Origin of the sequence: Blastococcus xanthinilyticus (assembly GCF_008124835.1) — a bacterium.
In the GTDB taxonomy this organism is placed as follows: domain Bacteria; phylum Actinomycetota; class Actinomycetes; order Mycobacteriales; family Geodermatophilaceae; genus Blastococcus; species Blastococcus xanthinilyticus.
In genome coordinates this window covers 279,733-301,633 of record NZ_VNHW01000005.1, presented here as the reverse complement: position 1 = coordinate 301,633, position 21,901 = coordinate 279,733, and the positions used below count along the sequence as shown (strand labels likewise).

Sequence of the window (21,901 nt, the reverse complement as noted above, 5' to 3'; positions counted from 1 at the left end):
CCGACGACGGCATCCGGGGAAGTTGGGAGACGTCCGGACCCAAGGGCCTGACCAGCTCTGCGGAGGGCGCAGTCCGCTAGAGCGCACCGACGGGCTGGCCGCCGTCGGCTCCGACGGGGTCGGCGGCGGAGCCACTGTCGTGATCGCCCGCGCCGTCGGCCTGACGCCGCGCACTGCCCCGCAGCGGCGCCAGGGCTCGACTGTGGGCGAGGAGCTCCTCGAGCAGATCCTGCAGCACCGCGTCCTGGTGCGGACGGGCGGCCACCACCCCGGGGTCGGTGGGATCGGCGGGGTTGGCATAGCTGAAGTCGTCGAAGACCGACAGGGCCACCTGGGCACTCACGGGGACGGCCTTGACCTCGACCAGGACGGTCCTGAGGTGCTCGACGGCGCGCACCCCGCCGGCGAGTCCGTAGCTGACGGCGCCCACGGCCTTGTGGTGCCACTCGGCATACAGGTAGTCGATGGCGTTCTTCACCGCCGCCGGGATGGAGTGGTTGTACTCCGGGGTCACGAAGACGAAGGCGTCGCAGGAGGCCACCGTCGCGGCCCAGCGCCGGGTGTGCTCGTGCTGGTACCGGCCGAACGCGGCCGCCAGCGGCTCGTCCAGCATCGGCAGCGCGACCCGGGCCAGGTCGAGCACGGCGAACTCGACGTCCCCGGAGCGCACCCGCGGGTGCGCCCGCACCCCGTCCAGCACCCAGTCGGCGACCGTTGCGGCCTTCCGCCCCGGGCGGGTGCTGCCCACCACCAGCCCGACGCGGGTCGTGCCCGCCGTCGTGGACGCGTCGATCGTCTCGCTCGTGAACTCGGAGGTCATGCCGTCACGGTGGGCGCGACGGCCTTCGTCGGGGAGGCCGTGTCGAGAGTGGCCCCGAGAGGGCCACCCACCCTGGCCGCCCGAAGGCCACACTGGCGCAGGTGATGACCGGAGAGCTGGGGAACTTCCTCCGCAGCCGCCGTGAAGCGGTGCGCCCCGAGGACGTGGGACTGGCCGCCGGCTCGCGCCGGCGCACGCCGGGACTGCGGCGAGCGGAGCTGGCCACCCTCGCCGGGATCAGCGTGGAGTACCTGGTTCGCCTCGAGCAGGGACGTGACACGCGGCCGTCGGTCCAGGTGCTCGCCGCGCTCGCCACCGCCCTGCGCATGGACGACGCCGACCGTGACCACCTCCAGCAGCTCGCCACGGTGAGCCAGGGCACCGAACTGTGCACGCAGGGCGGGGTATCGGCCGCCCGGCACGTGCGCAGCCCGGTCCGCACCCTGCTGGATCGACTCGATCCGGCTCCGGCCGTGGTCGTCAACCACCTGCTCGACGTGCTGGCCTGGAACTCCGCGTACGACCGGCTGTCCCGCCCCCTGGGGCTGCTCGACGGCGAGGTGCCCAACCTGCTCTGGTACACCGCCACCGACGCGCGGGCCCGCGAGGCCTATCCCGACTGGTCGGAGGTCCTCGACGAGCAGGTCGCCTTCCTGCACGGGTTCCGTCGGGGCGACCCGGCGACCGATGCCCTCGCCGAGCGGATCAGCACCGTTGCGGGCTCGACCTTCAGCGACCGGTGGAAGCAGCGGCCGCTCGCCCAGCGGCGGTCCCGCGTGACGGCGATCGCCCACCCCGACGTCGGAGCACTGCGCCTGGTCCTCGAGCCGCTGGAGCTCACCGACGGCGACTACCAGCGGCTGGTGGTCCACCTGCCCGCCGACACCGCCAGCGCGGAACGTCTGGACCGCCTGGCCGGTCGCCGACCCGGTGCGCTGCGCTCGGTCAGCAGCTGAGCCGGCGATGCCCCAGGGAGGCGTCATGACCTCGGGCCCCACGGAGGGCGGTCGACGACGGGGCTCCCCGCCCGACCTTCCCGTGCAGGGGCTCGGGTGCATGCGCATGGACGATCCGCTCAGCGCCCGGGCGGTCATCGCCCGGGCCGTGGACCTCGGCGTCCGCATGCTCGACACCGCCGAGATGTACGGGAGCGGGAGCAACGAGCAGCTCGTGGGCGCCGCCATCCGGGGCCGCCGCCGGCACGTCTTCCTCGCCACCAAGGGCGGCGTGCGCGCCGAGCCGGACGGCACCTACTCCTGCCACGGGCGTCCGGAAGTCCTCCGCGCGGCCTGCGAGCGCAGCCTCGCCCGACTGGATGTCGAGGTGATCGACCTGTACTACCTGCACCGCCGCGATCCGGACGTTCCGCTGACCGAGTCCGTCGGCGCGCTCGGCGACCTGGTGACGGCGGGCAAGATCCGGCACGTCGGGCTGTGCGAGGTCACGGCCGCCGAGCTCGAGGCCGCGTCCGCGGTGTTCCCCATCGCGGCCCTGCAGTCCGAGTGGTCCCTGACCGCCCGTCGCATCGATGCCGTACTCCCCACCTGCGCACGGCTCGGCACGGCCGTCGTCCCCTACGCGCCGCTGGCGAGAGGACGCCTCGGGCGGGTGCCGGTCCTCGGCGACATCGCCCGTCGACACGGCATCGCTGCGACCCAGGTGGCTCTGGCCTGGCTGCACGACCAGTCCCGCCGCTGGGGGTTGCCCGTGGTCCCGATCCCGGGCAGCACGAGCGTGGCGCACCTCGAGTCGAACGCCGCCGCGGCGACGCTCCGGCTGTCCCCGGACGACCTCGGACTCCTCGACGCGGCGCCGATGCCGACGTGAACGTCGCGGTGCGCGTCGGCCGGCCCGACGGCGGGCGCATCACCGCACCCCGGCCGTCTCCCGGACCGGCTCCCGCGGCAGTGACACCGAACCCTCGACGGTCAGGTGCGGGAGCCGCCGGTCCAGCCACCCCGGCAGCCACCAGTTGGCGCGGCCCAGGAGCTCCATGGTCGCCGGCACGAGCACCATCCGGACGAGCGTCGCGTCGATGAGGATCGCCACCGCGAGCCCGAAGCCGAACAGCTGCAGGTCCCGGTCGGCGCCCAGGACGAAGCTGCCGAACACGCAGACCATGATCGCCGCGGCCGCGGTGATCACCCGGGCCGTGCGGGCCAGCCCGGTCGCGACCGCCGCCGCGTTGTCCCCGGTGCGGTCGTACTCCTCGCGGATCCGCGAGAGCAGGAACACCTCGTAGTCCATCGACAGGCCGAACACGATCGCGATCAGCAGCATCGGCACCCAGGCCTCGATCGGCCCGGTGCCCTCGATGCCGAGGGCACCGGCCAGCCGGCCCCACTGGAACACGGCCACCAGCGCGCCGAACGCGGCACCGATCGACAGCAGGTTCACCACCACCGCCTTGAGCGCCACGAGCAGGCCCCGGAAGACCACCGCGAGCAGCAGGAACGACAGCCCGAGGACGACGGACAGGAACAGCGGCAGCCGCTGGGCGGTGTAGTCGGCGAAGTCGATCGCCGCCGGCTGCGCGCCGCCGATGGCCACCTCACCGCCGGTTCCCGCCACCACCGGCGGGACGACGTCCTCGCGCAGCCGGTGCACCAGGTCGGTCGTCGCCTCGTCCCGCGGCGCCGAGGTCGGCACCACCTGCAGCACAGCCGTCCCGCCGTCCCTGGAGACCACCGGCGGGCTCACCGCCGCGACTCCGCCGTCGGTGGCGAACGCCGCGGCCAGGTCCGCGGCGAGCGGTTCGGCGTCTCCGGACGGGGCGTCGACGGCGACGACGAGCGGCCCGTTCACGCCCGGTCCGAAGCCGTCGGCGACCAGGTCGTAGGCCTGGCGCGCGCTGCTCTCCTCGGGCATCGTCCCGGCGTCGCTGAAGCCGAGCCGCAGGTCGAGCACCGGGACGGCCAGCACTGCCAGTGCGGCCAGCGCCCCGGCCACCCACAGCGCCGGCCGGCGCTGCACCGTCCGCGACCACCGCTCCGCTGCCGCACCCGAGCCGTCGCCGCCGCCGGCGAGCCGCCGCCGTGGTCGGGCCTGGGCGCGCTGCAGCCGGGGCCCGACGATGCCGAGCAGGGCCGGCAGCAGGGTCACCGCGGCCAGCATGGCGACCAGGACCGCCGCCGCGATGCCGATCGCCATGCCGGTGATCAGCTCGATGCCCATGAAGACCAGACCGAGGGTGGCGATGACCACGGTGACGCCCGCGAAGAGCACCGACCGGCCCGCCGTGTGCTGCGCGAGGGCGACCGCGTCGGGCACCGGCAGCCCGTCGTGCAGTGCCTCCCGGAACCGGGTGACCACCAGCAGTGCGTAGTCGATGCCGACGCCGATGGCGATCATCCCGGCCGCCGCGCCGGCGTAGCTGGGCACCGCGATGACGTGCGCGGCCAGCTCCACCCCGGCGACACCGCAGAGCGCCCCGAGGACGCCGATGGCCAGCGGCAGCAGCATCGCCACGACGGAGCCGAACGCGATCAGCAGGATCACCGCGGCGGCGATCAGGCCGATCACCTCGGCCGGCGCACCGGCCGGCTCCTGCTCCTCCACCTGCAGCCCCAGCTCGACCTGCAGCCCGGCCACGCCGACGTCGTCGGCCAGCGCCAGGAGCTGCTCCCCGGACGCGGCCACCTCCGCCGGATCGCGGTGCGGCAGATCGACCTGCAGGTAGGCGATGTCCCCGCCGGGGGAGATCTGCCGATCGCCTCCCGGGGCGAAGGGGCTGACCACCTCCGCACCGGGCAGCTCATCCTCGATCGCGGCGGCCAGGTCCTCGACCGCCGCCCGCACCTGCGGCGTCGCCACGCCGTCGGGCGCGTGCAGCACCACCTGCGCCTGCGTGCCGGCGCTCGCCTCGAACCCGGCGTCGGCGAGCAGGTCGGAGGCCCGCTGGCTCTCCGATCCGGGCAGCGAGAAGTCGTCGCTGGTCGGGCCGGCGAAGGCCCCGGCGAGCACCGAGAGCATGACGACGGCGGTGACCCACACGGTCGTGACCGACCACCGGGCACGGGCGCAGGAACGGGCGAGAGTGGCGAGCACGGCGTTCTCCAGGGGCTGGACCGGACAGGACGCCGGGAACGCTAGGAACGCCGGGCCTCCGGGGGATCCGCTGCGCCGACCGACCTGGCTACGGATCTCGGCGTACACCTGCCGCGAGGACTACGTCGTCGCGCGGATTCCCGGCACACCGGGAACGCCCTAGCCTCCCGGCATGACCTGGCGCCCGGGGCGGACCGACGTCGTCCTCGTGCTGGCCTCGGTGCTGCCGGCCTGGGCCGCGCTGGCCGCCCACCTCGAGGTCGAGGCGAAGCCGCCCGATGCCTTTGCCTTCGCCCTCGTGACCGTGGTCGGCCTGCCGATGCTGTTCGCCCGCCGGGCCCCCGTGCCCGCGCTGGCGCTGAGCATCGCCCTGCTCTTCGGCTACTACTGGACCGGCTATCCCGCGATCGGCCTGGCGCTGCCGCTCGCCCCCGCGCTGTTCACCGTCGCCGAGGCCGGACGGGTGCGGCTGGGCGCGGTGGTGGGCGGCTCGGGCCTCGCCCTGTCGACGATCTTCCGGCTGCTGGGCGGCGAGCGGGACGTGGACCCGGGGGTCATCATCGGCTACGACGGCGCCCTGTCCCTCGCGCTGCTCGCCGCGGTGCTGGCGCTGGGCGACGCCGTGCGCTCGCGCCGGGGCTGGCAGGCCGAGCTCGACCAGCGGCTGCGGCTGGCCGAGCAGGAGCGCGAGGCCGAGGCGCAGCGCCGGGTGGCCGACGAGCGGCTGCGGATCGCCCGCGACGTGCACGACCAGCTAGGCCACGCGGTCGCCATCGTCACCCTGCACGCCGCCGTGGCCGCCGAGGCGCTGGACGACGACCGGGAGGCCGCCCGCCGGTCGCTGGAGACGATCCGCACCGTCAGCCGGGACGTGCTGCACCACCTCGGCGACACCGTGGGGCTGCTGCGGGGGGACGCCGCCACGAGCGCCGAGCCGGCGGCGGGCATGGCCGACCTCGCCGATCTGGTCGCCGCCACCGCGTCGACCGGCCTCGACGTCCGGCTCGAGGTCCGCGGCGTGGAGCGCCCGCTGCCCGCCGCCGTCGAGGCGACGGTGCACCGGCTGGTGCAGGAATCGCTGACCAACGTCCTCCGGCACGCGCACGCCCGCTCCGCGACGGTGACCCTGGAGCACGGGGCGGCCGACCTCACCGTCACGGTGGCCGACGACGGCGCCGGCGACCCGGGCACCGGTGCCGCCGGGCACGGGCTGCAGGGGATGCGCGAGCGGGTGGCGCTGCTGGGCGGCCGGCTGGCGGTGGGCAACCGGCACGCCAGGGGGTTCGCCGTGACCGCGGTGCTCCCGCTGACCGCCGAACGGGTCGGCGCGCAGCCGTGATCCGCGTGCTGGTGGTCGACGACCAGCCCCTGGTGCGGGCCGGCATCCGCGCGCTGCTGGACCGGGCCGACGACGTGCAGGTGGTGGGCGAAGCGGGCGACGGGCGCGCCGCGCTGCACCGGCTGGGGGGAGCCCGCGACGTCGACGTCGTGCTCATGGACCTGCGGATGCCGGTGCTCGACGGCATCGAGACCACCCGCCGCATCGTGGCCGACCCCGCGCTGGAGGGGGTGTCCGTCCTGGCGCTGACCACCTTCGACGACGACGAGCTGGTCTTCGGCGCCCTGCGCGCCGGCGCCAGCGGCTTCCTGCTCAAGGACGCCGAGCCCGACGCGCTGCGCCGGGCGGTGCGCGCGGCCGCCGCCGGCGAGGCGGTGCTCGACCCCGCCGTCACCCGCAGCGTGCTGGCCGCCGCGCTGCACGCCCCGCCGCCGGCGGATTCCGGGCTCCTCCAGCACCTGACCGACCGGGAGGGCGAGGTGCTGGTCGCGGTCGCCCGCGGTATGTCGAACGAGGAGATCGGGCGGGCGCTGCACATGAGCCCGGCGACGGCGCGCACCCACGTCGGGCGGGTGCTGACCAAGCTCGCCGCGCGCGACCGTGCCCAGCTGGTGGCGATGGCCTGGCAGGCCGGCCTGCTGCCGCCGGCCCAGCCGGCCGGGGACTGACCGGCCGCGGTCGGGCACGAGGCCCGCCGGCGCGACATTGGTGCCTCGCGCCTCCCCGTCCGCGCCCCATGGTCTCCGCGCACCCCGCGCCGATGCGCACGGCTGCGCCTGTGACCGGCACCTTTCCCGCGGTCGTGCGCATCTCGGCGGTCATGAGGCCGTCTAGCGCCTCGGCTAGAGAGCGATAGAGGGCCCAAGTCATCGGACCGTCATGTCGGGGGTGGTTGGCGGGTGCGTGGGCGGGCACGGTCGGGAGGTCCCCTGCCCACCGACCCGAGGGAGTTCCGTGCCGCTGCGCCCGCTGACCCGCATCGACGGCTACCTGCCGATCGAGGACCACGGCCTGATCGGCGACGGCCTCACCTGCGCGCTCGTGGCGCGGGACGGCAGCATCCCCTGGCTGTGCCTGCCGGACTTCGACAGCCGGCCGTTCCTCGCCGGCATCCTCGACACCGACCGCGGCGGCAGCTTCGGCATCGCCCCCGTCGGCCTGCGGGAGTCCGCCCAGCACTACCTGCCCGACACCGGGATCCTGGTCACCGAGCTGCAGGGGGACGGCGGCCGGCTCGAGCTCACCGACTGCCTCACGCTGCGCTCGGGCGCCGACCTGGCCGAGCCGGTGCCCTCCGGCCGCGGCGAGCTGCTCCGGCTGGCCCGCGCCGTGGGTGGAGCGGTCGAGGTGGAGATCCGGCTGGCGCCCATGGACGGCGTCCTGGTGCGGCCCGAGCTGGGCGCCTGGCGGATCCTCTGGGCCGCGCAGCCGCAGCTGGAGATCCTCGTCTCCTCCTCGCACCCGCTCACCGTGGCGGGCAACGGCGCCCTCAGCGGCCGGGTGGCCCTGCGCGAGGGGGAGCAGCTGACCGTCGCCCTGCAGTGGTCGGGGGAGACGCACACCCGGACCCGCACCCAGCCCGAGCGGCTGATCGACCAGACGGCGGCGGCCTGGCGCAGCTGGGCCGGCCGGCTCCGCTACACCGGCCCGCAGGAGGACCTGGTCCGCCGGTCGGCGCTCACCCTCAAGCTGCTCGACCACGCCCCCACCGGCGCGATCATGGCGGCCGCGACGTCGTCGCTGCCCGAGGAGATCGGCGGCAGCCGGAACTGGGACTACCGGTTCACCTGGGTGCGGGACGCCGCCTTCTCCAGCTACGCGCTGCGGCGGATCGGCATGCAGGACGAGTCCGACGCCTTCCTGGCCTGGACGCTGCGCAACATCGAGCGGGACGACCGCGCGAGCATCTGCTACACCCTCGACGGCCGGCGGCCGGGCATCGAGTGGGAGGACCTCGCCCTCTCCGGCTACCGCGGATCGGGCCCGGTGCGGTGGGGCAACGGCGCGGCCCGCCAGGTGCAGAACGACGTCTACGGCGAGCTGCTCGACGTCGCCTACCAGTGGGCCCGCTCCGGAGGGCAGCTCGACCCGCCCCTCTGGGGCGCGCTGTGCGACCTCACCGAACAGGCCATCGCCCAGTGGTCGACCCCGGACAACGGGATCTGGGAGATCCGCGACGCCGGCCGGCCGTTCACCTACTCCGTCGCCATGTGCCACGTCGCCGTCGACCGGGCCGTGCGCATCGGCGAGCTCTGCGGGCTGCCGCACCCGGGAGAGCGGTGGCGGCGCGAGGCCGACCGGATCCGCAGCACCCTCCTCGAGCACGCCTGGGATCCCGACCGCGGCACGTTCACCGAGCACCTGACGCCCCCGGGCCGCGGTGACCGCGGGGGTCTGGACGGCTCGCTGCTCACCCTGCCCCTGCGCCGGCTCGTGCCGGCCGACGACCCGCGGATGGTGGCGACGACCGAGGCGGTGCGCCGGCACCTCGACGCCGGGGACGGCCTGCTGTACCGCTACCTGCACACCGCCTCACCCGACGGGCTGCCCGGCGGCGAGGGGGCGTTCCTGCTCTGCAGCTTCTGGCTGGTCGACAACCTCACCGGGCAGGGCCGGCTGGACGAGGCGCAGGAGCTGTACGACTCGCTGTGCGGCCGGGCCACCGAGCTGGGGCTGCTCGCCGAGGAGATCGATCCCTCGACCGGGGCGTTCCTCGGCAACTTCCCGCAGGCGTTCAGCCACGTGGGCGTGATCAGCAGCGGCTGGAACCTCGGTCGGGCGCTGGCCGCCCGGGACGGAGCGGCCCGGTGAACCGGTCCTTCGTCGTCCTCGGCGGCACCGGCGACCTCACCGGCCGGTTGCTGCTGCCGGGCCTGGCCGAGCTCGTGGCGGCGGGCGTGCTGGACGAGCCGGTGGCCGTGCTGGCCGTGAGCCGGGAGGACTGGTCCGACGAGGAGTACCGCGACTGGGCGCGCACGCGGCTCGCCGAGCACGCCGGCCGCGTGCCCGAGGCGGCCAGGGAGCGGCTGATCGGGTGGCTGGGCTACCGGCACGGCGACGTGACGGTGCCCGCGGACCTGCGGGCCGCCCTCGAGCGGGCGGGCGGGGTGCCGGTGGTCTACCTGGCGCTGCCGAACACCGTCTTCCTGCCCACGCTGGAGGCGCTGCGGGAGTGCGAGGTGCCCGAGGGCACCGTGGTCGCCGTCGAGAAGCCCTTCGGCCGGAACCTGGCCGATGCCCGGAACCTCAACGAGGTGCTGCACCGGCTGGTGCCCGAGGACCAGGTGTTCCGCACCGACCACTTCCTCGCGATGCAGACGGTGCTCAACATCCTCGGGCTGCGGTTCGCCAACCGGGTGTTCGAGCCGGTGTGGAACGCCCAGCACCTCGAGCGGGTGGACATCGTGTTCGACGAGACGCTGGGCCTGGAGGGCCGGGCCGGCTACTACGACACCGCCGGTGCGCTGCGCGACATGCTGCAGAACCACCTGCTGCAGATGCTGGCGGTGGTGGCGATGGAACCCCCGGCCGCCCTGGACGCGCGCAGCCTGGCCGCCCGCAAGGCCGACGTGCTCCGCGCCGTCCGCCCGCCGCGGGACATGCGGCGGGACACGGTGCGCGCCCGGTACACCGCCGGGACGGTGGGCGACCGGCAGCTGCCCGACTACACCGCCGAGCGCGGGGTGCAGGCCGACCGCGGCACCGAGACCTACGCCGAGTACACCGTCGAGGTCGACAACTGGCGCTGGGCCGGGGTGCCCTTCCGGCTGCGCTCGGGCAAGGCCCTGGGTGCCGACCGGCACGAGATCGTGCTGCGCTTCAAGCCCGTGCCCCACCTGGCCTTCGAGCCCGACGGCGCCGGCCCCGAGCCCGACGTGCTGCGGCTGCGGCTGGACCCGGACGGGATCAGCCTGGAGCTCAACCTCAACGGCGCCGGGGACCCGTTCGACCTGGAACGCCGCTCGCTCGCCGTCGACCTGCCGCCGACCCCGCTGTCGGCGTACGGCCTGCTGCTCGAGGAGCTGCTGGCCGGGGAGGCGGCGCTGTCGATCAGCGACGTCGAGGCGGAGGAGTCCTGGCGCATCGTCGAGCCGATCCTGGCCGCCTGGGCCGCGGACGAGGTCCCGCTGCTCGACTACCCGGCCGGCTCCGACGGACCAGCCGGCCCCGCCTGACGATCCCGTCCGGCCACTCCCGCCGATATGCGCATGCCGGTAGTTCTCACGCGCTCAGAAGCGCAGGAATGCGCATATCGACGACTCTGGCGTCGTCTGTCGTCCGCGCTAGAGAGTGGTAGAGGAGGTCAGAGGGCGGGGCGGCGCTCGCCGAAGCGGGTCGCCTGCTCGAAGGCGTGGCCGACCTCCAGCACCCGCCGGTCGGCGCGGGCGGGGCCGATCACCTGCAGCCCCACCGGCAGCCCGTCCGGTGTGAAGCCGCCGGGCACCGACAGCGCCGGGCACCCGGTGGCGGAGACGACCGTGCAGGACCGCATCCACTCGAGGTAGTTGTCCTGGTGGACGCCGGCGATCTCGGTCGGGTACTCGACCTCCACGGGGAAGGGCAGGACCTGCGTCGTGGGGGCGAGCAGGACGTCGTAGCGCTCGAAGAAGGCGACCACCCGCTCGAACAGCGTCGTGTGCAGCCGCTCGGCCCGCGCCAGGTCGGAGCCGGTCAGCCTCGCGCCCAGCGCCGCGTTCCAGCGGATCGACTCCTTGAGCTGCTCCGGTTGCCGGCGGGCCAGCTCGCTGAAGGTCGCGTCGAACAGCCAGGCCCGCAGGGTGCCGAACACCTCGTCGGCGCCGGAGAGGTCGGGGCAGGCCTCCTCGACGACGGCGCCGAGCTCCCCGAAGACCCCCAGCGACGCGGTCAGCGTGGCGGTGATCGCGGGGTCGACCGCCACCCGGCCGCCCAGGTCCGGCGTCCACGCCACCCGCAGGCCGTCCAGCCGGTCGGGGAGGGGGGCGGCGAACCCGGCGGGGTCGTCGTCGAGGGCGATCGGCACCCGCGGGTCCGGGCCGGCCAGCACGGACAGCTGCAGGGCGACGTCGGCGACGGTCCGGCCCATAGGGCCCTGCACCGACAGCGTCGACCAGGCCATCGGCGCCGGCCAGGTGGGCACCCGGCCGGGGGTGGGCCGCAGCCCGGCCACGTTGCAGAACGCCGCCGGGTTGCGCAGCGAGCCGCCCATGTCGCTGCCCTCGGCCAGCGGGACCAGCCCGGCGGCGAGCGCCGCGGCGGCGCCGCCGCTGGACCCACCGGCGGAGAGCCCGTGCCGGTAGGGGTTGTGCGTCACGCCGAAGACCGGGTTGAAGGTGTGCGACCCGGCCGCGAACTCCGGCACGTTGGTCTTGCCCACCCGGATGGCCCCGGCGCCGACCAGGCGCGCCACCGCCAGCTCGTCGCGGGCGGGGACGGTGTCGCGGTGCAGCGGGGAGCCCCAGGTGGTGCGCATGCCGCCGGTGGCGTGGGTGTCCTTGTGCGCGACCGGCAGGCCGTGCAGCCGGCCGAGCGGCTCCCCGGCCGCCTGTGCGGCGTCGGCGGCGTCGGCGGCGGCCCGGGCCCCCTCGGCGTCCAGCGTCACCACGGCGTTCAGCGACGGGTTGAGCCGCTCGATCCGGGCGAGGTGGGCCTCGAGGAGCTCGCGCGCCGACACCTCCCGGGCGCGCACCAGGGCGGCCAGCTCCGTCGCCGGGCGGGTGCAGAGGTCGTCGTCGGCGCTCACCCCGGCAGCGTGCCAGACGGCCGGGTGCGCGGGAGCGTCCCGCCCAGGGAACGATGGACCGCGATGACCGACGAACGAGACACCCCCGCCGCCCCCGAGGGCACGGCGACCGAGGGCACGGCAACCGAGGGCACGGCAACCGAGGGCACCGCGACCGAGGGCACCGCGACCGAGGGCACCGCTCCTGACGGCACCGCCCTCGACGGCACCGCCACCTTCGAGGGCCTCGGGCTGCGCCCGGAGCTGCTGAAGGCCCTGACCGCCCTGGGGTACGAGGAACCTACCCCGATCCAGCAGGAGGCGGTCCCGCCGCTCGCGGAGGGGCGCGACCTGCTCGGCCAGGCCGCCACCGGCACCGGCAAGACGGCGGCCTTCTCCCTGCCGGTGCTGCAGCGGATGGCCGCGCACCGCACCGAGCGCCCGCCCGTGGCGCTGGTGCTGGTGCCCACCCGCGAGCTCGCCGTCCAGGTGTCGGAGGCGCTGCACCGCTACGGCCGGGATCTCGGCGCCCGCGTCCTGCCGGTGTACGGCGGCGCCCCGATCGTCCGGCAGCTGCGCTCCCTGGAGTCCGGCGTCGACGTCGTCGTCGCCACCCCCGGGCGGGCGCTGGACCTGCTGAACCGGGGTGCGCTGCAGCTCGGGGACGTCGCCACCGTCGTGCTCGACGAGGCCGACGAGATGCTCGACATGGGCTTCGCCGAGGACCTCGAGGCCATTCTCGACGCGACCCCGGAGCAGCGGCAGACGGTGCTGTTCTCGGCCACGATGCCCCGGCGGCTGGACGCGCTGGCCCGCCGGCACCTGCGCGACCCGGTGCGGATCACGATCGCCCGGGAGACCGCCCGGCCCGGGGAGACGCCGCGGATCCGGCAGACCGCCTACGTCGTGCCCCGCGGCGCCAAGCCGGCCGCGCTGGGCCGGATCCTGGACGTCGAGGCGCCCACGGCGGCGATCGTCTTCTGCCGCACCCGCGAGGAGGTCGACTCGCTCACCGAGACGCTCAACGGCCGCGGGTACCGGGCCGAGGCGCTGCACGGCGGCATGAGCCAGGAGCAGCGCGACCGGGTGATGGGCCGGCTGCGCGGCGGCACGGCCGACCTGCTCGTCGCCACGGACGTCGCCGCCCGCGGCCTGGACATCGAGCAGCTCACCCACGTCGTCAACTACGACGTGCCCTCGGCGCCGGAGGCCTACGTGCACCGGATCGGCCGGGTGGGCCGCGCCGGCCGCGAGGGCGTGGCGATCACGCTGGCCGAGCCGCGCGAGCACCGGATGCTCAAGACCATCGAGAAGGTCGCCGGCGCCTCGATCTCCGTGCAGACCGTCCCCACGGTCGCGGACCTGCGCGCCCGGCGGCTCGACCTCACCCGGGGTGCGCTCCGGGAGAGCCTGCTCGGTGACGACCTGGACCGCTTCCGCGTGGTCGTGGAGACCCTCGCCGACGAGTTCGACCTCATGGAGGTCGCCCTGGCGGCGGTGAAGCTGGCGCACGAGGCAGCCGGGCCGGTCGACGACGACGAGGAGATCCCGCAGGTCTCCTTCCGTCCCGAGCGGGACGGCGGCCGGGGTCCGGCGGGCCGGGGGACCGGCCGGCGCGACGAGCGGCCCGGACGGCCGGCGGGGCGTTCCGCCGGCGGGCCGGCGACGCGGCTGTTCGTCGGGGTGGGCCGGGACGCCGGCATCCGCCCCGGCGACCTGGTCGGCGCGATCACCGGCGAGACCGGCCTCACCGGGCGGGACGTGGGCTCGATCGAGATCCACCAGCGGTTCGCGCTCGTGGAGGTGCCCGAGTCGGCCGCCGACGAGGTGGTGCAGGCGCTGCGGGCCACCATGATCAAGGGCCGCAAGGCGCAGGTCCGGCGCGACCGCGCCTAGCGCGCAGGCTGCTCGAACCCCGGGTCCAGGGCCGGGTCCGGCGGGACGGTGGGCGGGATCCGGACGGGTCCGGCCTCCGCCGGCCGCGGCCCGTCCTGCGGGTGCAGCCGGACGGCGACCAGGGCGACGTCGTCCTCGGGGCGGCCCTGCACCAGCCGCTCCAGCAGCTCGTCCAGCAGCTCCTGCAGCGGCAGGTCGGAGAGCTCCATGAGGGCCTCGCGCAGCCGCAGGATGCCCGCGTCGAGATCGGAGTCGCGCCGCTCCACGAGCCCGTCGGTGTAGAGCAGCACGGTGCAGCCCCGGCGGAGCGGGAGCACCGTCTCCCGGCGGCGGACCCCGGGATCGACGCCGAGCAGCAGGTCGCCGGTCCACTCGGTCAGGTCGGCCACCGTGCCGTCGGGCTCGATGACCAGCGGGGGCAGGTGACCGGCGTTGGCCCAGCGCATGCGGGTCACCCCGCTGCGGTACTCCTCGGCGGTCTGCTCGAAGCGGGCGACGGCCGCGGTGGCCAGGGTCGGGATCTGCAGCGTGGTCATCGAGGCGTCCAGCCCGCGCAGCACCTCCGCCGGCCCGGCGTCGCTGTAGGTGGCCACGCCGCGGAGGAGCCCGCGGAGCTGCCCCATGGCGGCCGCCGCCTCGGTGTCGTGCCCGACGACGTCGCCGATGACCAGCATGGTGGCGCCACCGGGCTGCATGAAGGCGTCGTACCAGTCACCGCCCACCCGGGCGGCTTCGGCGGCCGGCAGGTACCGCACCGCGATCTCCGCGTGGTCCGGCTCCGGCGGATCGGTGAGCAGGCTGCGCTGCAGCCCCTCGGCGAGCTGCTGCTGCGCGCTGTAGAGCCGGCCGTTGTCCAGGGCCATGCCCGCCCGGTCGGCTGCCTCCTGGGCGGTGGCCACGTTCTCCGCCAGGATGGGGGATTCCGCGTCGAAGTAGACGGTGAGGAGGCCGAGGGTGCGGTTGCGGCCGCGCATCGGCAGGACGATGGCCTCGCGCGGGGCCAGCTCGGCCGCCAGGTCGCGGGCCTCCCCGGGCGCCAGCATGTCGATCACCACCGACCCCGGGCAGCGGTTCTGCCGGCCGGTGCGGAGGGACACCGCGGCGGGGGAATCGGCCGGCATCGCGTCGAGGCGGACCCGGGTGTAGCGCTCCAGCAGCGCCTGCTTCCCGGGGTCGCGGTGCCAGCTCCCGACGTCGCGCGGGCGGCCGTCGGGGTCGACCAGGGTGACGATGCAGAAGTCGGCCAGCGCCGGGACGATCAGCTCCGGCAGGTGCGCCATGGCTCCGTGCTGGTCGAGGCCTCCGGCGAGGTCGGCGCTGATGCTCGCCAGGATCGCCAGCCGCTGCGCGGCCCGCTCCGCCTGCTCCTGCACCCGGCGGCGCTCGGTGACCTCCAGGAAGTAGACCGACAGGCCGTCGGGGCTGGGCCAGGCCCGCAGCTCGTACCACCCGTCCAGCGGCGCGGGGTAGTAGGCGTCGAACGCGATCGGCTGGCCGGTGGCCACCGCCTCCCGGTAGCTCGCCTCGAAGACGCTGTTCAGCGCGTCGGGGAACGCCTCCCACAGGACGCGGCCCAGCAGCTCGTCGCGGGTCGCCTGCAGCAGCCGCTCGGCCTCGGCGTTCACGTGGGTGAACCGCCACTCCCGGTCGAGGCTGTAGAAGCCGGCCGGCATCGCCTCGAGCGTCCGGGTGACGAGGGTGGCCGCCTCCCGCGCCCCGGTGATGTCGAACGCCGCGCCGAGGAGCCGCACCGCGGAGTCCTGGTGGTCGGGGAGGGCGCGCCCGCGGGCGTGCACCCACCGGGTCTCGCCGTCGGGCCGCACCACGCGGTAGGTGGCGTCGAAGTCCCCGCAGGTGTCGATGGCGTGCTGCAGCGCCTCGCTCACCGCGGCCTCGTCGTCGGGGTGCAGCCGCGCGTTGAACGCGTCGATGGTCTGGTCGAAGTCGTCGGCGTCGTAGCCGAACATCGTGATCAGCTGCTCGTCCCAGATGAGCTGCCCGGTCGTCAGGTCCCAGTCGAACGTGCCGACCTCGCCGGCCTCGGTGGCCAGCTCCCAGCGCACCCGGTCGTCCTCGTACTGCCGCACCAGCGTGGACAGCTCCAGCTCGGTGACCACCGACGCGGCGAGCTGCTGCAGGAGGGCGATCTCCGAGGGTGCCCACGGGCGGGGCTCCGGGTCGAACACGCACAGGGCGCCGATCGGGCGGCCGGCCGCGTCGGCCAGCACCGTGCCCAGGTAGGCCCCCACGACGCCGGTGCGCACCGGCGGCAGGGTGTTGACCCGCTCGTCGGCGGCGGCGTCGGAGACGACCAGCGCCTCACCGGGCGGCAGCGTGGCCGTGATCGTGCAGAGCGACTCCTCCAGTGGCCCGGTGCTGCCCACCGCGGCGGCGCCGGTGCCGGCCGCGACGAGCTGGGTCGCACCGAGCAACGACACCTGGCTGCCGGACGTGCCGAGCAGATGCGCGGCGAGGGTGGCCAGTCGGTCCAGGCCGCTGCCGTCGCGGTAGGGGCGGAGTCGCTGCGCCGCGGCCACCCGGTCGCGGTCGCCCCGCAGCTGCGCCGCCGCGCGATCGCCGAGGCTGCGGCCTCTGCTGACGACCGTGCGGTCCGTTACGTCCACCGAAGCCCTTCCGCCCCGACCGTCGCCGGATGCCCGGGCCAGCGCACCGCGTGTGCTCGGGTGGCGTGGCCTCAGCAGTTATGTCACGGGAGGAGGGTTGCGTGCAACCAACCCCCGGGAGTTGCGGCGAGAGATCGGCCTCATCCGGCCGGGACGACCAGCTCCAGCGCGGTGCCGCCGTCATGTTCCACGTGCAACCCCGCCCGCCGGAGCAGGCGCCGCAGTGCCCCGACGTCGCCGGGCTCCGCCGTGGTGGTGGCCAGCAGCCGGGCCAGGCGGCCCTTGTGCGCCTTGTTGAAGTGGCTCACCACGGACCGGCTGCCGTCGGGTCGCCGGCTGAGCACGGAGACGGTCACGGCGCCGGGCGCGGGCGCCAGGGCGGCGTAGGACCCGCTGCGCAGGTCGACGACCAGCTCGTCCACCTGCGTCAGCACCGGCTGCAGCGCCGGTCGCCAGAGGGCGCGCAGCGTGGGCAGCCCGGGGAGCGCGGATCCGGCGGAGAGCCGGTAGGCCGGGATGCCGTCCGCCGCGCCGACCAGCCCGAACAACGCCGAGCCGACGGCCAGCCGGCGGTCGGCGCGCGAGCGCTGCGCGCGGGTCAGCGAGCCGACGTCCAGGGCGTCGTAGAGCACGCCGGTGTACCGCTGGAGCGCCGGCCGGGTGCCGGCGGTGAGCAGCGCGGCGTTCCGCGCGATCTCGTCGTCCTGGCGGGGGGAGAGGCCCAGCGCGGCCCGGGAGGCGGGGAGGTCGCCGGCGAGGGACACCAGCGCCTCGGTGAGCCGCGCGCGGACCGGGGTGAGCTCCGGAGCGCGGAGCGCAGCCAGGTCGAGCGGCGGGCCGTCCCCACCGGGGGCCTTGGTCTCCGACGGCGGCAGCAGGACGAGCACGGGACGCCAGCCTAGGGACCCCGTGGAACTCCCCACGGGGTCGGTCCGCATCAGCCGAGGTCGACGACGACCGGCGCGTGGTCGCTGGCGCCCTTGCCCTTGCGCTCCTCGCGGTCGATGAAGGCGCCGGTGACCCGCTCGGCCAGGGCGGGGGAGCCCAGGACGAAGTCGATCCGCATGCCCTCGCGCCGGGGGAAGCGCAGCTGGGTGTAGTCCCAGTACGTGTAGACGCCGGGGCCGGGTGCGTGCGGGCGCACCACGTCGGCGTACCCGGCGTCGACCACCGCCTGGAAGGCGGCCCGCTCGGGCGCGGAGACGTGCGTGGAGGTGCTGAAGACCGCCATGTCCCAGACGTCGTCGTCCTGCGGGGCGATGTTCCAGTCGCCCACGAGGGCCACCGGCGCGGCCGGGGCGTCGGCCAGCCAGCCGGCGGCGGTCTCCCGGAGGGCGGCCAGCCACTCCAGCTTGTACGCGTAGTGCGGATCGGCCAGCGTGCGGCCGTTCGGCACGTACACGCTCCAGACCCGCACGCCCCCGCAGGTGGCGCCCAGGGCGCGCGCCTCCGGAGCGGGCTCGGCGCCCTCCTTGGCCGACCACGGCGGCATCCCCGGGAAGCCGACCTCGACGTCCTCGAGCCCGACGCGGGACAGGACCGACACCCCGTTCCACTGCGAGTGGCCCACGTGCGCCACCTCGTAGCCGATCGCGCTGAAGACCATCTCGGGGAACTGGTCGTCCCGGCACTTGGTCTCCTGGAGCGCCAGCACGTCGACGTCGTGCCGCTGGAGGAAGGCCGCCACGCGGTCGGCGCGGGTGCGGATCGAGTTGACGTTCCAGGTGGCCAGGCGCACGGATGCCGAGCTTACGGCCGGACGGAGCGGGGAACCTCCGGCCCGGGTCCCCGGATCGGGCGGTGGAGGCCGCCGGCCCCGGCCGCGGCACCCCCACCTGGCGAAACGATGCGATCATGGCCGGATGTGCGGGCCAGGACGAGGGGGAGCGGCATGACCGCCGACACGACGTCTCCGGCCCCTGGCGGTGGTGCCCGGGCCTCGGGCGCCGGCCGCCGGCGGAGCTTCGGATCGGCGCTGGGCTGGACCGTGCTCAACGCGGTGGTCCCGGGCACGGGTCTGCTGGCCGCGGGCCGGCGCCGGCTCGGCGCCGTCGTCCTCGTCGTCTTCCTGCTGCTCGTCGCCGGGGGCATCTGGCTGGCCACGGCCGGCCGCCGGTACGCGGCCCGCTCCGCCGTGGACACCGACGTCCTGCTCTGGGCCACCGTCGGCATCGGCGTGCTCGCGCTGCTCTGGGCCGTCGTGGTCGTCGCCGGCTACCGGGCGCTCGTGCCGCCGGGGACGTCGCGCGGCCGGCTGGCGGTGGGCGGCCTCGTGGTCGCCGCGCTCGTCGCCGGGATCGCCGCCCCCGCCGTCCTGGCCGGGCAGCTCACCCTCACCTCGCGCGACCTCATCGACGGCGTCTTCGCCGAGGACCGGCGGTCGGCGACCGTGCCGGAGGCGCCGGACCCGTTCCCCAGCCGGGAGCGGGTGAACGTCCTGCTGCTCGGTGGGGACGGTGGCGAGGGCCGGGAGGGCGTCCGCACCGACACGGTGATCGTGGCCAGCATCGACACCGACACCGGCGACACGGTGCTGTTCAGCCTGCCCCGGAACCTCGAGGAGCTGCCCTTCCCGGCCGACTCGCCGCTGGCCGAGGTCTACCCCGACGGCTTCGACGCCGGCAGCGAGAGCGAGAGCCTGCTCAACGCCGTCTACCGCAACGGGCCGGCCTGGTACCCCGACGTCCTGGGCGCCACGGACAACCCCGGCGCGGACTTCCTGAAGCTCGGCGTGGGGGAGGCGCTCGGGCTGCGGATCGACTACTACGTGCTGGTCAACCTCGAGGGCTTCAGCCGGCTGGTCGACGCGCTGGGCGGCATCACCGTGGACGTCAACTACTACGTGCCGATCAACGGCGATCCGGGCACCGGTGAGCTGCCCGACGACTACATCGCTCCCGGGCCGGATCAGCGCATGGACGGCTACACGGCGCTGCAGTACGCCCGTGGCCGGTTCGGCCTCAGCGACTACGACCGCATGGCGCGGCAGCGCTGCACGATCTCCGCGATCGTGGACGCAGCCGACCCGATGACCGTCCTGCAGCAGTACCGGGAGCTGGCCGCGACCACCGAGGACATCGTCAGCACCGACATCCCCCGCTGGGCCCTCGACGACTTCGTCGACCTCGGGTTCCTGGTGAAGGACGCCGACATCCGCAGCGTGGTGTTCGACGACACCGTCATCGACCCGGCCTACCCCGACTACGACCAGATCCGGCAGCTGGTCGACGAGGCGCTCTCCCCGCCGCCCCCGTCCCTGCCCTCCCCGTCGGCACCCTCGACGTCGTCCCCCGCCCCGCCGACGTCGGCGCCGACGTCGGACGGTGCCGGGGCGCAGCCGCCGGCGGATCCGGTCGCCGACATCACCGACGCCTGCGCGTACGACCCGGCGCGCGCGGCCGAGGCCCGGGCCGAGGGGGAGCCGCCGAGCCGGAACGGCTGAGCCGCCGAGCCGGAACGGCTGAGCCGCCGAGCCGGAACGGCTGAGCCGCCGAGCCGGAACGGCTGAGCCGCCGAGCCGGAAGGGCTGAGCCGGGACGGGCGGGCCGCTGAGCCGCTCGGCCTGCCCCGGCGGTGGGCGGCCCCGTGGGGGAGCGGAGAATGCCGCTGTGCCCGCCGACGTCCGCCCCGTCTCCACCGTCGACGACACGCTGCGCGGCGAGCTGCTGCGCTGCTGGGTGGATGTCACCAACGCCGGTGGAGCCGTCGGGTTCGTGCCGCCGGTGAGCGGGGTCGACGTCGAGCCGCTGCTGGACAAGCTGCTGGAGGGCGTCCACTCCGGCCGCGACGTGCTGGCGCTGCTCACCGTGGACGGCGCCGTCGCCGGGTTCGCGAGCGTCGTCGGGTCGCTGAGCCCGCTGCGCCGGCACTGGGGCACCGTGCTGCGCGTGCAGGTGCACCCCTCCCGGCAGGGCCAGGGGCTGGGCCGGGTGCTGATGGAGGGCGTGCACCGGATCGCGCGGGAGCGGCGGTGGGAGTTCCTCCACCTGACCGCCCGCGGGGGCACCGGGGTGGACGACTTCTACCAGGGCCTGGGCTACGTCGAGGTCGGCCGGCTGCCCGGCGCGATCCGGGTCGCCCCCGGCGACGACCGCGACGAGATCGTCATGGCCTGCCGCCTCTGACCCGCCGGGCGGCCGGCCGCCGGCGTCAGACCTGGACGGCGGTCTCGCCCTTGGCCGCCATGCGGGCCCGCATCCGCTCCCGGCTCTCCACGAACCTGCTGGCCTCGGCGTCCAGGCCGGTCAGGAACGCGGCCAGCCGCTCGCGGGCCTGCTCGCCCTCCGGCCCGAGGTCGCTGCGCTCGAAGACCTTCCAGGTGCGCAGGATGGGGCTGACCACCTCGTCGTGGTGCAGCCGAAGGTCGTAGATGCCGGCCTTGGCGATGATCGTCGAGTTCCGGCGGAAGTTCGCCATGGTCGCGCCGGGCATCTCGAAGCTCATGACCTCGGTGGCCACGGCCTTCATCGTCTCGTCCGGGTCGATGTCGAACGCCGCCGTCACCAGGTTCCGGTAGAAGATCATGTGCAGGTTCTCGTCGGTGGCGATGCGAGCCAGCAGCTTGTCGGCGATGGGGTCGCCGGTGGCCTTGCCGGTGTTGCGGTGCGAGACCCGCGTCGCCAGCTCCTGGAACGAGACGTAGGCGACCGCCTCGAGCGGGCTCTTGTCGCCGGAGTCGTAGCCGGTGGTCATGTAGTCCATGCGGGCGCGCTCCAGCTCGACCGGGTCGACGCCCCGGGTGACGACCAGGTAGTCGCGCAGCGCGACGCCGTGCCGCCCCTCCTCCGCCGTCCAGCGGCCCACCCACTGGCCCCACGCGCCGTCCCGGCCGAACCGGGTGGCGATCTCGCGGTGGTAGCTGGGCAGGTTGTCCTCGGTCAGCAGGTTGACGAACATCGCGGCCTTCGCCGTGGCGTCCAGCCGCGACTGCTCGGGCGACCAGTCCTCGCCGCCGAGGAACGCGAAGTTCCGCCCCTCGTCCCACGGGACGTAGTCGTGCGGATGCCACTCCTTCGCCATCCGGATGTGCCGGTCGAGGTTCTCCGCCACGACCGGCTCGAGCTCGGTCAGGACGGCTGCCTGCGGGGACGTCTGCGCCATGGGGACCTCCGGGTCGGCTCGGTTCGCATCGTCGCAGATCCCGCGCGTGCGGCCGTGCCCGGACTGGAGTTCCCCGTCCGCCCTGCCGCTACGCCCGGACCTGCCTGGCAGGCTGGCGGCATGACCGACCCCTCCCCCGGCACGCCCGTCACCCGCAACGCCCGCCGCGAGCGCCTGGTCGGACTGCTCCTCCTCGGGGTCGCCCTCGTGCTCCTCGTCTCCTCCCCTACCTGGTTCGCCAGCGACCAGGCCGGAGTGGGGATCGGCCAGCTGGTCGTCGCGGTCGCGCTCGCCGCCGTGGGCGGCCTCCTCGTCCGGCGGTCCGGGCGGGCCTGACCACCCGGACCGCCGTGGAACGGCCTCCCGGCCCGGCC

Annotated in this window: 17 protein-coding genes; 10 read left to right on the top strand and 7 right to left on the bottom strand. The window is 75.1% G+C overall.

The window, feature by feature from the left end:
• Positions 1 to 76 precede the first annotated feature (76 nt).
• Positions 77 to 820 carry an NADPH-dependent FMN reductase gene (locus BD833_RS10360; RefSeq protein WP_166533039.1) on the bottom strand — a complete coding sequence of 248 codons (744 nt, stop codon included), beginning with the start codon at positions 818 to 820 and terminating at the stop codon, positions 77 to 79.
• 104 nt (positions 821 to 924) lie between these two features.
• Between BD833_RS10360 and BD833_RS10355 the strand changes: the two genes are divergently transcribed.
• Complete coding sequence (locus BD833_RS10355; protein WP_208092557.1) at positions 925 to 1,776, top strand: helix-turn-helix transcriptional regulator; 852 nt, start codon at positions 925 to 927, stop codon at positions 1,774 to 1,776.
• 106 nt (positions 1,777 to 1,882) lie between these two features.
• Entirely contained in the window at positions 1,883 to 2,647 is a 765-nt protein-coding gene (locus tag BD833_RS10350) for an aldo/keto reductase (RefSeq protein ID WP_243737577.1), read from the top strand.
• A 39-nt stretch (positions 2,648 to 2,686) separates the two neighbouring features.
• Here BD833_RS10350 and BD833_RS10345 read toward each other — a convergent pair whose 3' ends face one another.
• Positions 2,687 to 4,867, bottom strand: a complete 2,181-nt coding sequence (locus BD833_RS10345) for an MMPL family transporter (protein ID WP_166533036.1) — start codon at positions 4,865 to 4,867, stop codon at positions 2,687 to 2,689.
• A 172-nt stretch (positions 4,868 to 5,039) separates the two neighbouring features.
• Here BD833_RS10345 and BD833_RS10340 point away from each other — a divergent pair, with 172 nt between their 5' ends.
• The 4 genes from BD833_RS10340 to BD833_RS10325 all read left to right on the top strand — a co-directional run bounded on the left by BD833_RS10340 (position 5,040) and on the right by BD833_RS10325 (position 10,381).
• Complete coding sequence (locus BD833_RS10340) at positions 5,040 to 6,206, top strand: sensor histidine kinase (RefSeq protein ID WP_166533035.1); 1,167 nt, start codon at positions 5,040 to 5,042, stop codon at positions 6,204 to 6,206.
• Entirely contained in the window at positions 6,203 to 6,874 is a 672-nt protein-coding gene (locus BD833_RS10335; protein ID WP_166533034.1) for a response regulator transcription factor, read from the top strand. The genes BD833_RS10340 and BD833_RS10335 overlap by 4 nt, the downstream gene beginning before the upstream one ends.
• A 286-nt stretch (positions 6,875 to 7,160) precedes the next feature.
• On the top strand, positions 7,161 to 9,017 hold the full coding sequence (locus BD833_RS10330) for a glycoside hydrolase family 15 protein (RefSeq protein WP_243737576.1): 1,857 nt from the start codon (positions 7,161 to 7,163) through the stop codon (positions 9,015 to 9,017).
• Entirely contained in the window at positions 9,014 to 10,381 is a 1,368-nt protein-coding gene (locus BD833_RS10325) for a glucose-6-phosphate dehydrogenase (protein ID WP_166533032.1), read from the top strand. Before BD833_RS10330 ends, BD833_RS10325 begins: the two co-directional genes overlap by 4 nt.
• A gap of 128 nt (positions 10,382 to 10,509) precedes the next feature.
• Here BD833_RS10325 and BD833_RS10320 read toward each other — a convergent pair whose 3' ends face one another.
• On the bottom strand, positions 10,510 to 11,928 hold the full coding sequence (locus tag BD833_RS10320; RefSeq protein ID WP_166533031.1) for an amidase: 1,419 nt from the start codon (positions 11,926 to 11,928) through the stop codon (positions 10,510 to 10,512).
• 63 nt (positions 11,929 to 11,991) lie between these two features.
• Between BD833_RS10320 and BD833_RS10315 the strand changes: the two genes are divergently transcribed.
• Complete coding sequence (locus BD833_RS10315) at positions 11,992 to 13,803, top strand: DEAD/DEAH box helicase (RefSeq protein ID WP_243737575.1); 1,812 nt, start codon at positions 11,992 to 11,994, stop codon at positions 13,801 to 13,803.
• Here the strand turns inward: BD833_RS10315 and BD833_RS10310 are convergent.
• From BD833_RS10310 to BD833_RS10300, 3 genes are all read right to left on the bottom strand, one after another.
• On the bottom strand, positions 13,800 to 16,427 hold the full coding sequence (locus tag BD833_RS10310) for a SpoIIE family protein phosphatase (RefSeq protein ID WP_166533030.1): 2,628 nt from the start codon (positions 16,425 to 16,427) through the stop codon (positions 13,800 to 13,802). The two genes, BD833_RS10315 and BD833_RS10310, sit on opposite strands and share 4 nt — an antisense overlap.
• A 140-nt stretch (positions 16,428 to 16,567) precedes the next feature.
• On the bottom strand, positions 16,568 to 17,314 hold the full coding sequence (gene yaaA, locus BD833_RS10305; protein ID WP_166533029.1) for a peroxide stress protein YaaA: 747 nt from the start codon (positions 17,312 to 17,314) through the stop codon (positions 16,568 to 16,570).
• A gap of 50 nt (positions 17,315 to 17,364) precedes the next feature.
• Positions 17,365 to 18,165: an exodeoxyribonuclease III gene (locus tag BD833_RS10300; RefSeq protein WP_166533028.1), complete on the bottom strand. Its 801-nt coding sequence runs from the start codon at positions 18,163 to 18,165 to the stop codon at positions 17,365 to 17,367.
• A 153-nt stretch (positions 18,166 to 18,318) separates the two neighbouring features.
• Here BD833_RS10300 and BD833_RS10295 point away from each other — a divergent pair, with 153 nt between their 5' ends.
• Both BD833_RS10295 and BD833_RS10290 read left to right on the top strand, forming a co-directional pair.
• Entirely contained in the window at positions 18,319 to 19,869 is a 1,551-nt protein-coding gene (locus BD833_RS10295) for an LCP family protein (RefSeq protein WP_166533027.1), read from the top strand.
• Between the two features lie 166 nt (positions 19,870 to 20,035).
• On the top strand, positions 20,036 to 20,551 hold the full coding sequence (locus BD833_RS10290) for a GNAT family N-acetyltransferase (protein WP_166533026.1): 516 nt from the start codon (positions 20,036 to 20,038) through the stop codon (positions 20,549 to 20,551).
• 25 nt (positions 20,552 to 20,576) lie between these two features.
• On the opposite strand, the gene BD833_RS10285 is transcribed toward BD833_RS10290, so the two are convergent.
• On the bottom strand, positions 20,577 to 21,527 hold the full coding sequence (locus tag BD833_RS10285; RefSeq protein WP_166533025.1) for an acyl-ACP desaturase: 951 nt from the start codon (positions 21,525 to 21,527) through the stop codon (positions 20,577 to 20,579).
• Between the two features lie 120 nt (positions 21,528 to 21,647).
• Between BD833_RS10285 and BD833_RS10280 the strand changes: the two genes are divergently transcribed.
• A complete protein-coding gene (locus BD833_RS10280; protein WP_166533024.1) occupies positions 21,648 to 21,863 on the top strand; it encodes a hypothetical protein in 216 nt (71 codons plus the stop codon).
• Positions 21,864 to 21,901 lie beyond the last annotated feature (38 nt).

Excerpts from the sequence above, each read along its gene's own strand:
- BD833_RS10360 (WP_166533039.1), bottom strand. The coding sequence starts at position 820 with ATGACCTCCGAGTTCACGAGCGAGACGATCGACGCGTCCACGACGGCG.
- BD833_RS10355 (WP_208092557.1), top strand. The coding sequence starts at position 925 with ATGACCGGAGAGCTGGGGAACTTCCTCCGCAGCCGCCGTGAAGCGGTG.
- BD833_RS10350 (WP_243737577.1), top strand. The coding sequence starts at position 1,883 with ATGGACGATCCGCTCAGCGCCCGGGCGGTCATCGCCCGGGCCGTGGAC.
- BD833_RS10340 (WP_166533035.1), top strand. The coding sequence starts at position 5,040 with ATGACCTGGCGCCCGGGGCGGACCGACGTCGTCCTCGTGCTGGCCTCG.
- BD833_RS10315 (WP_243737575.1), top strand. The coding sequence starts at position 11,992 with ATGACCGACGAACGAGACACCCCCGCCGCCCCCGAGGGCACGGCGACC.
- BD833_RS10295 (WP_166533027.1), top strand. The coding sequence starts at position 18,319 with ATGACCGCCGACACGACGTCTCCGGCCCCTGGCGGTGGTGCCCGGGCC.
- BD833_RS10285 (WP_166533025.1), bottom strand. The coding sequence starts at position 21,527 with ATGGCGCAGACGTCCCCGCAGGCAGCCGTCCTGACCGAGCTCGAGCCG.
- BD833_RS10280 (WP_166533024.1), top strand. The coding sequence starts at position 21,648 with ATGACCGACCCCTCCCCCGGCACGCCCGTCACCCGCAACGCCCGCCGC.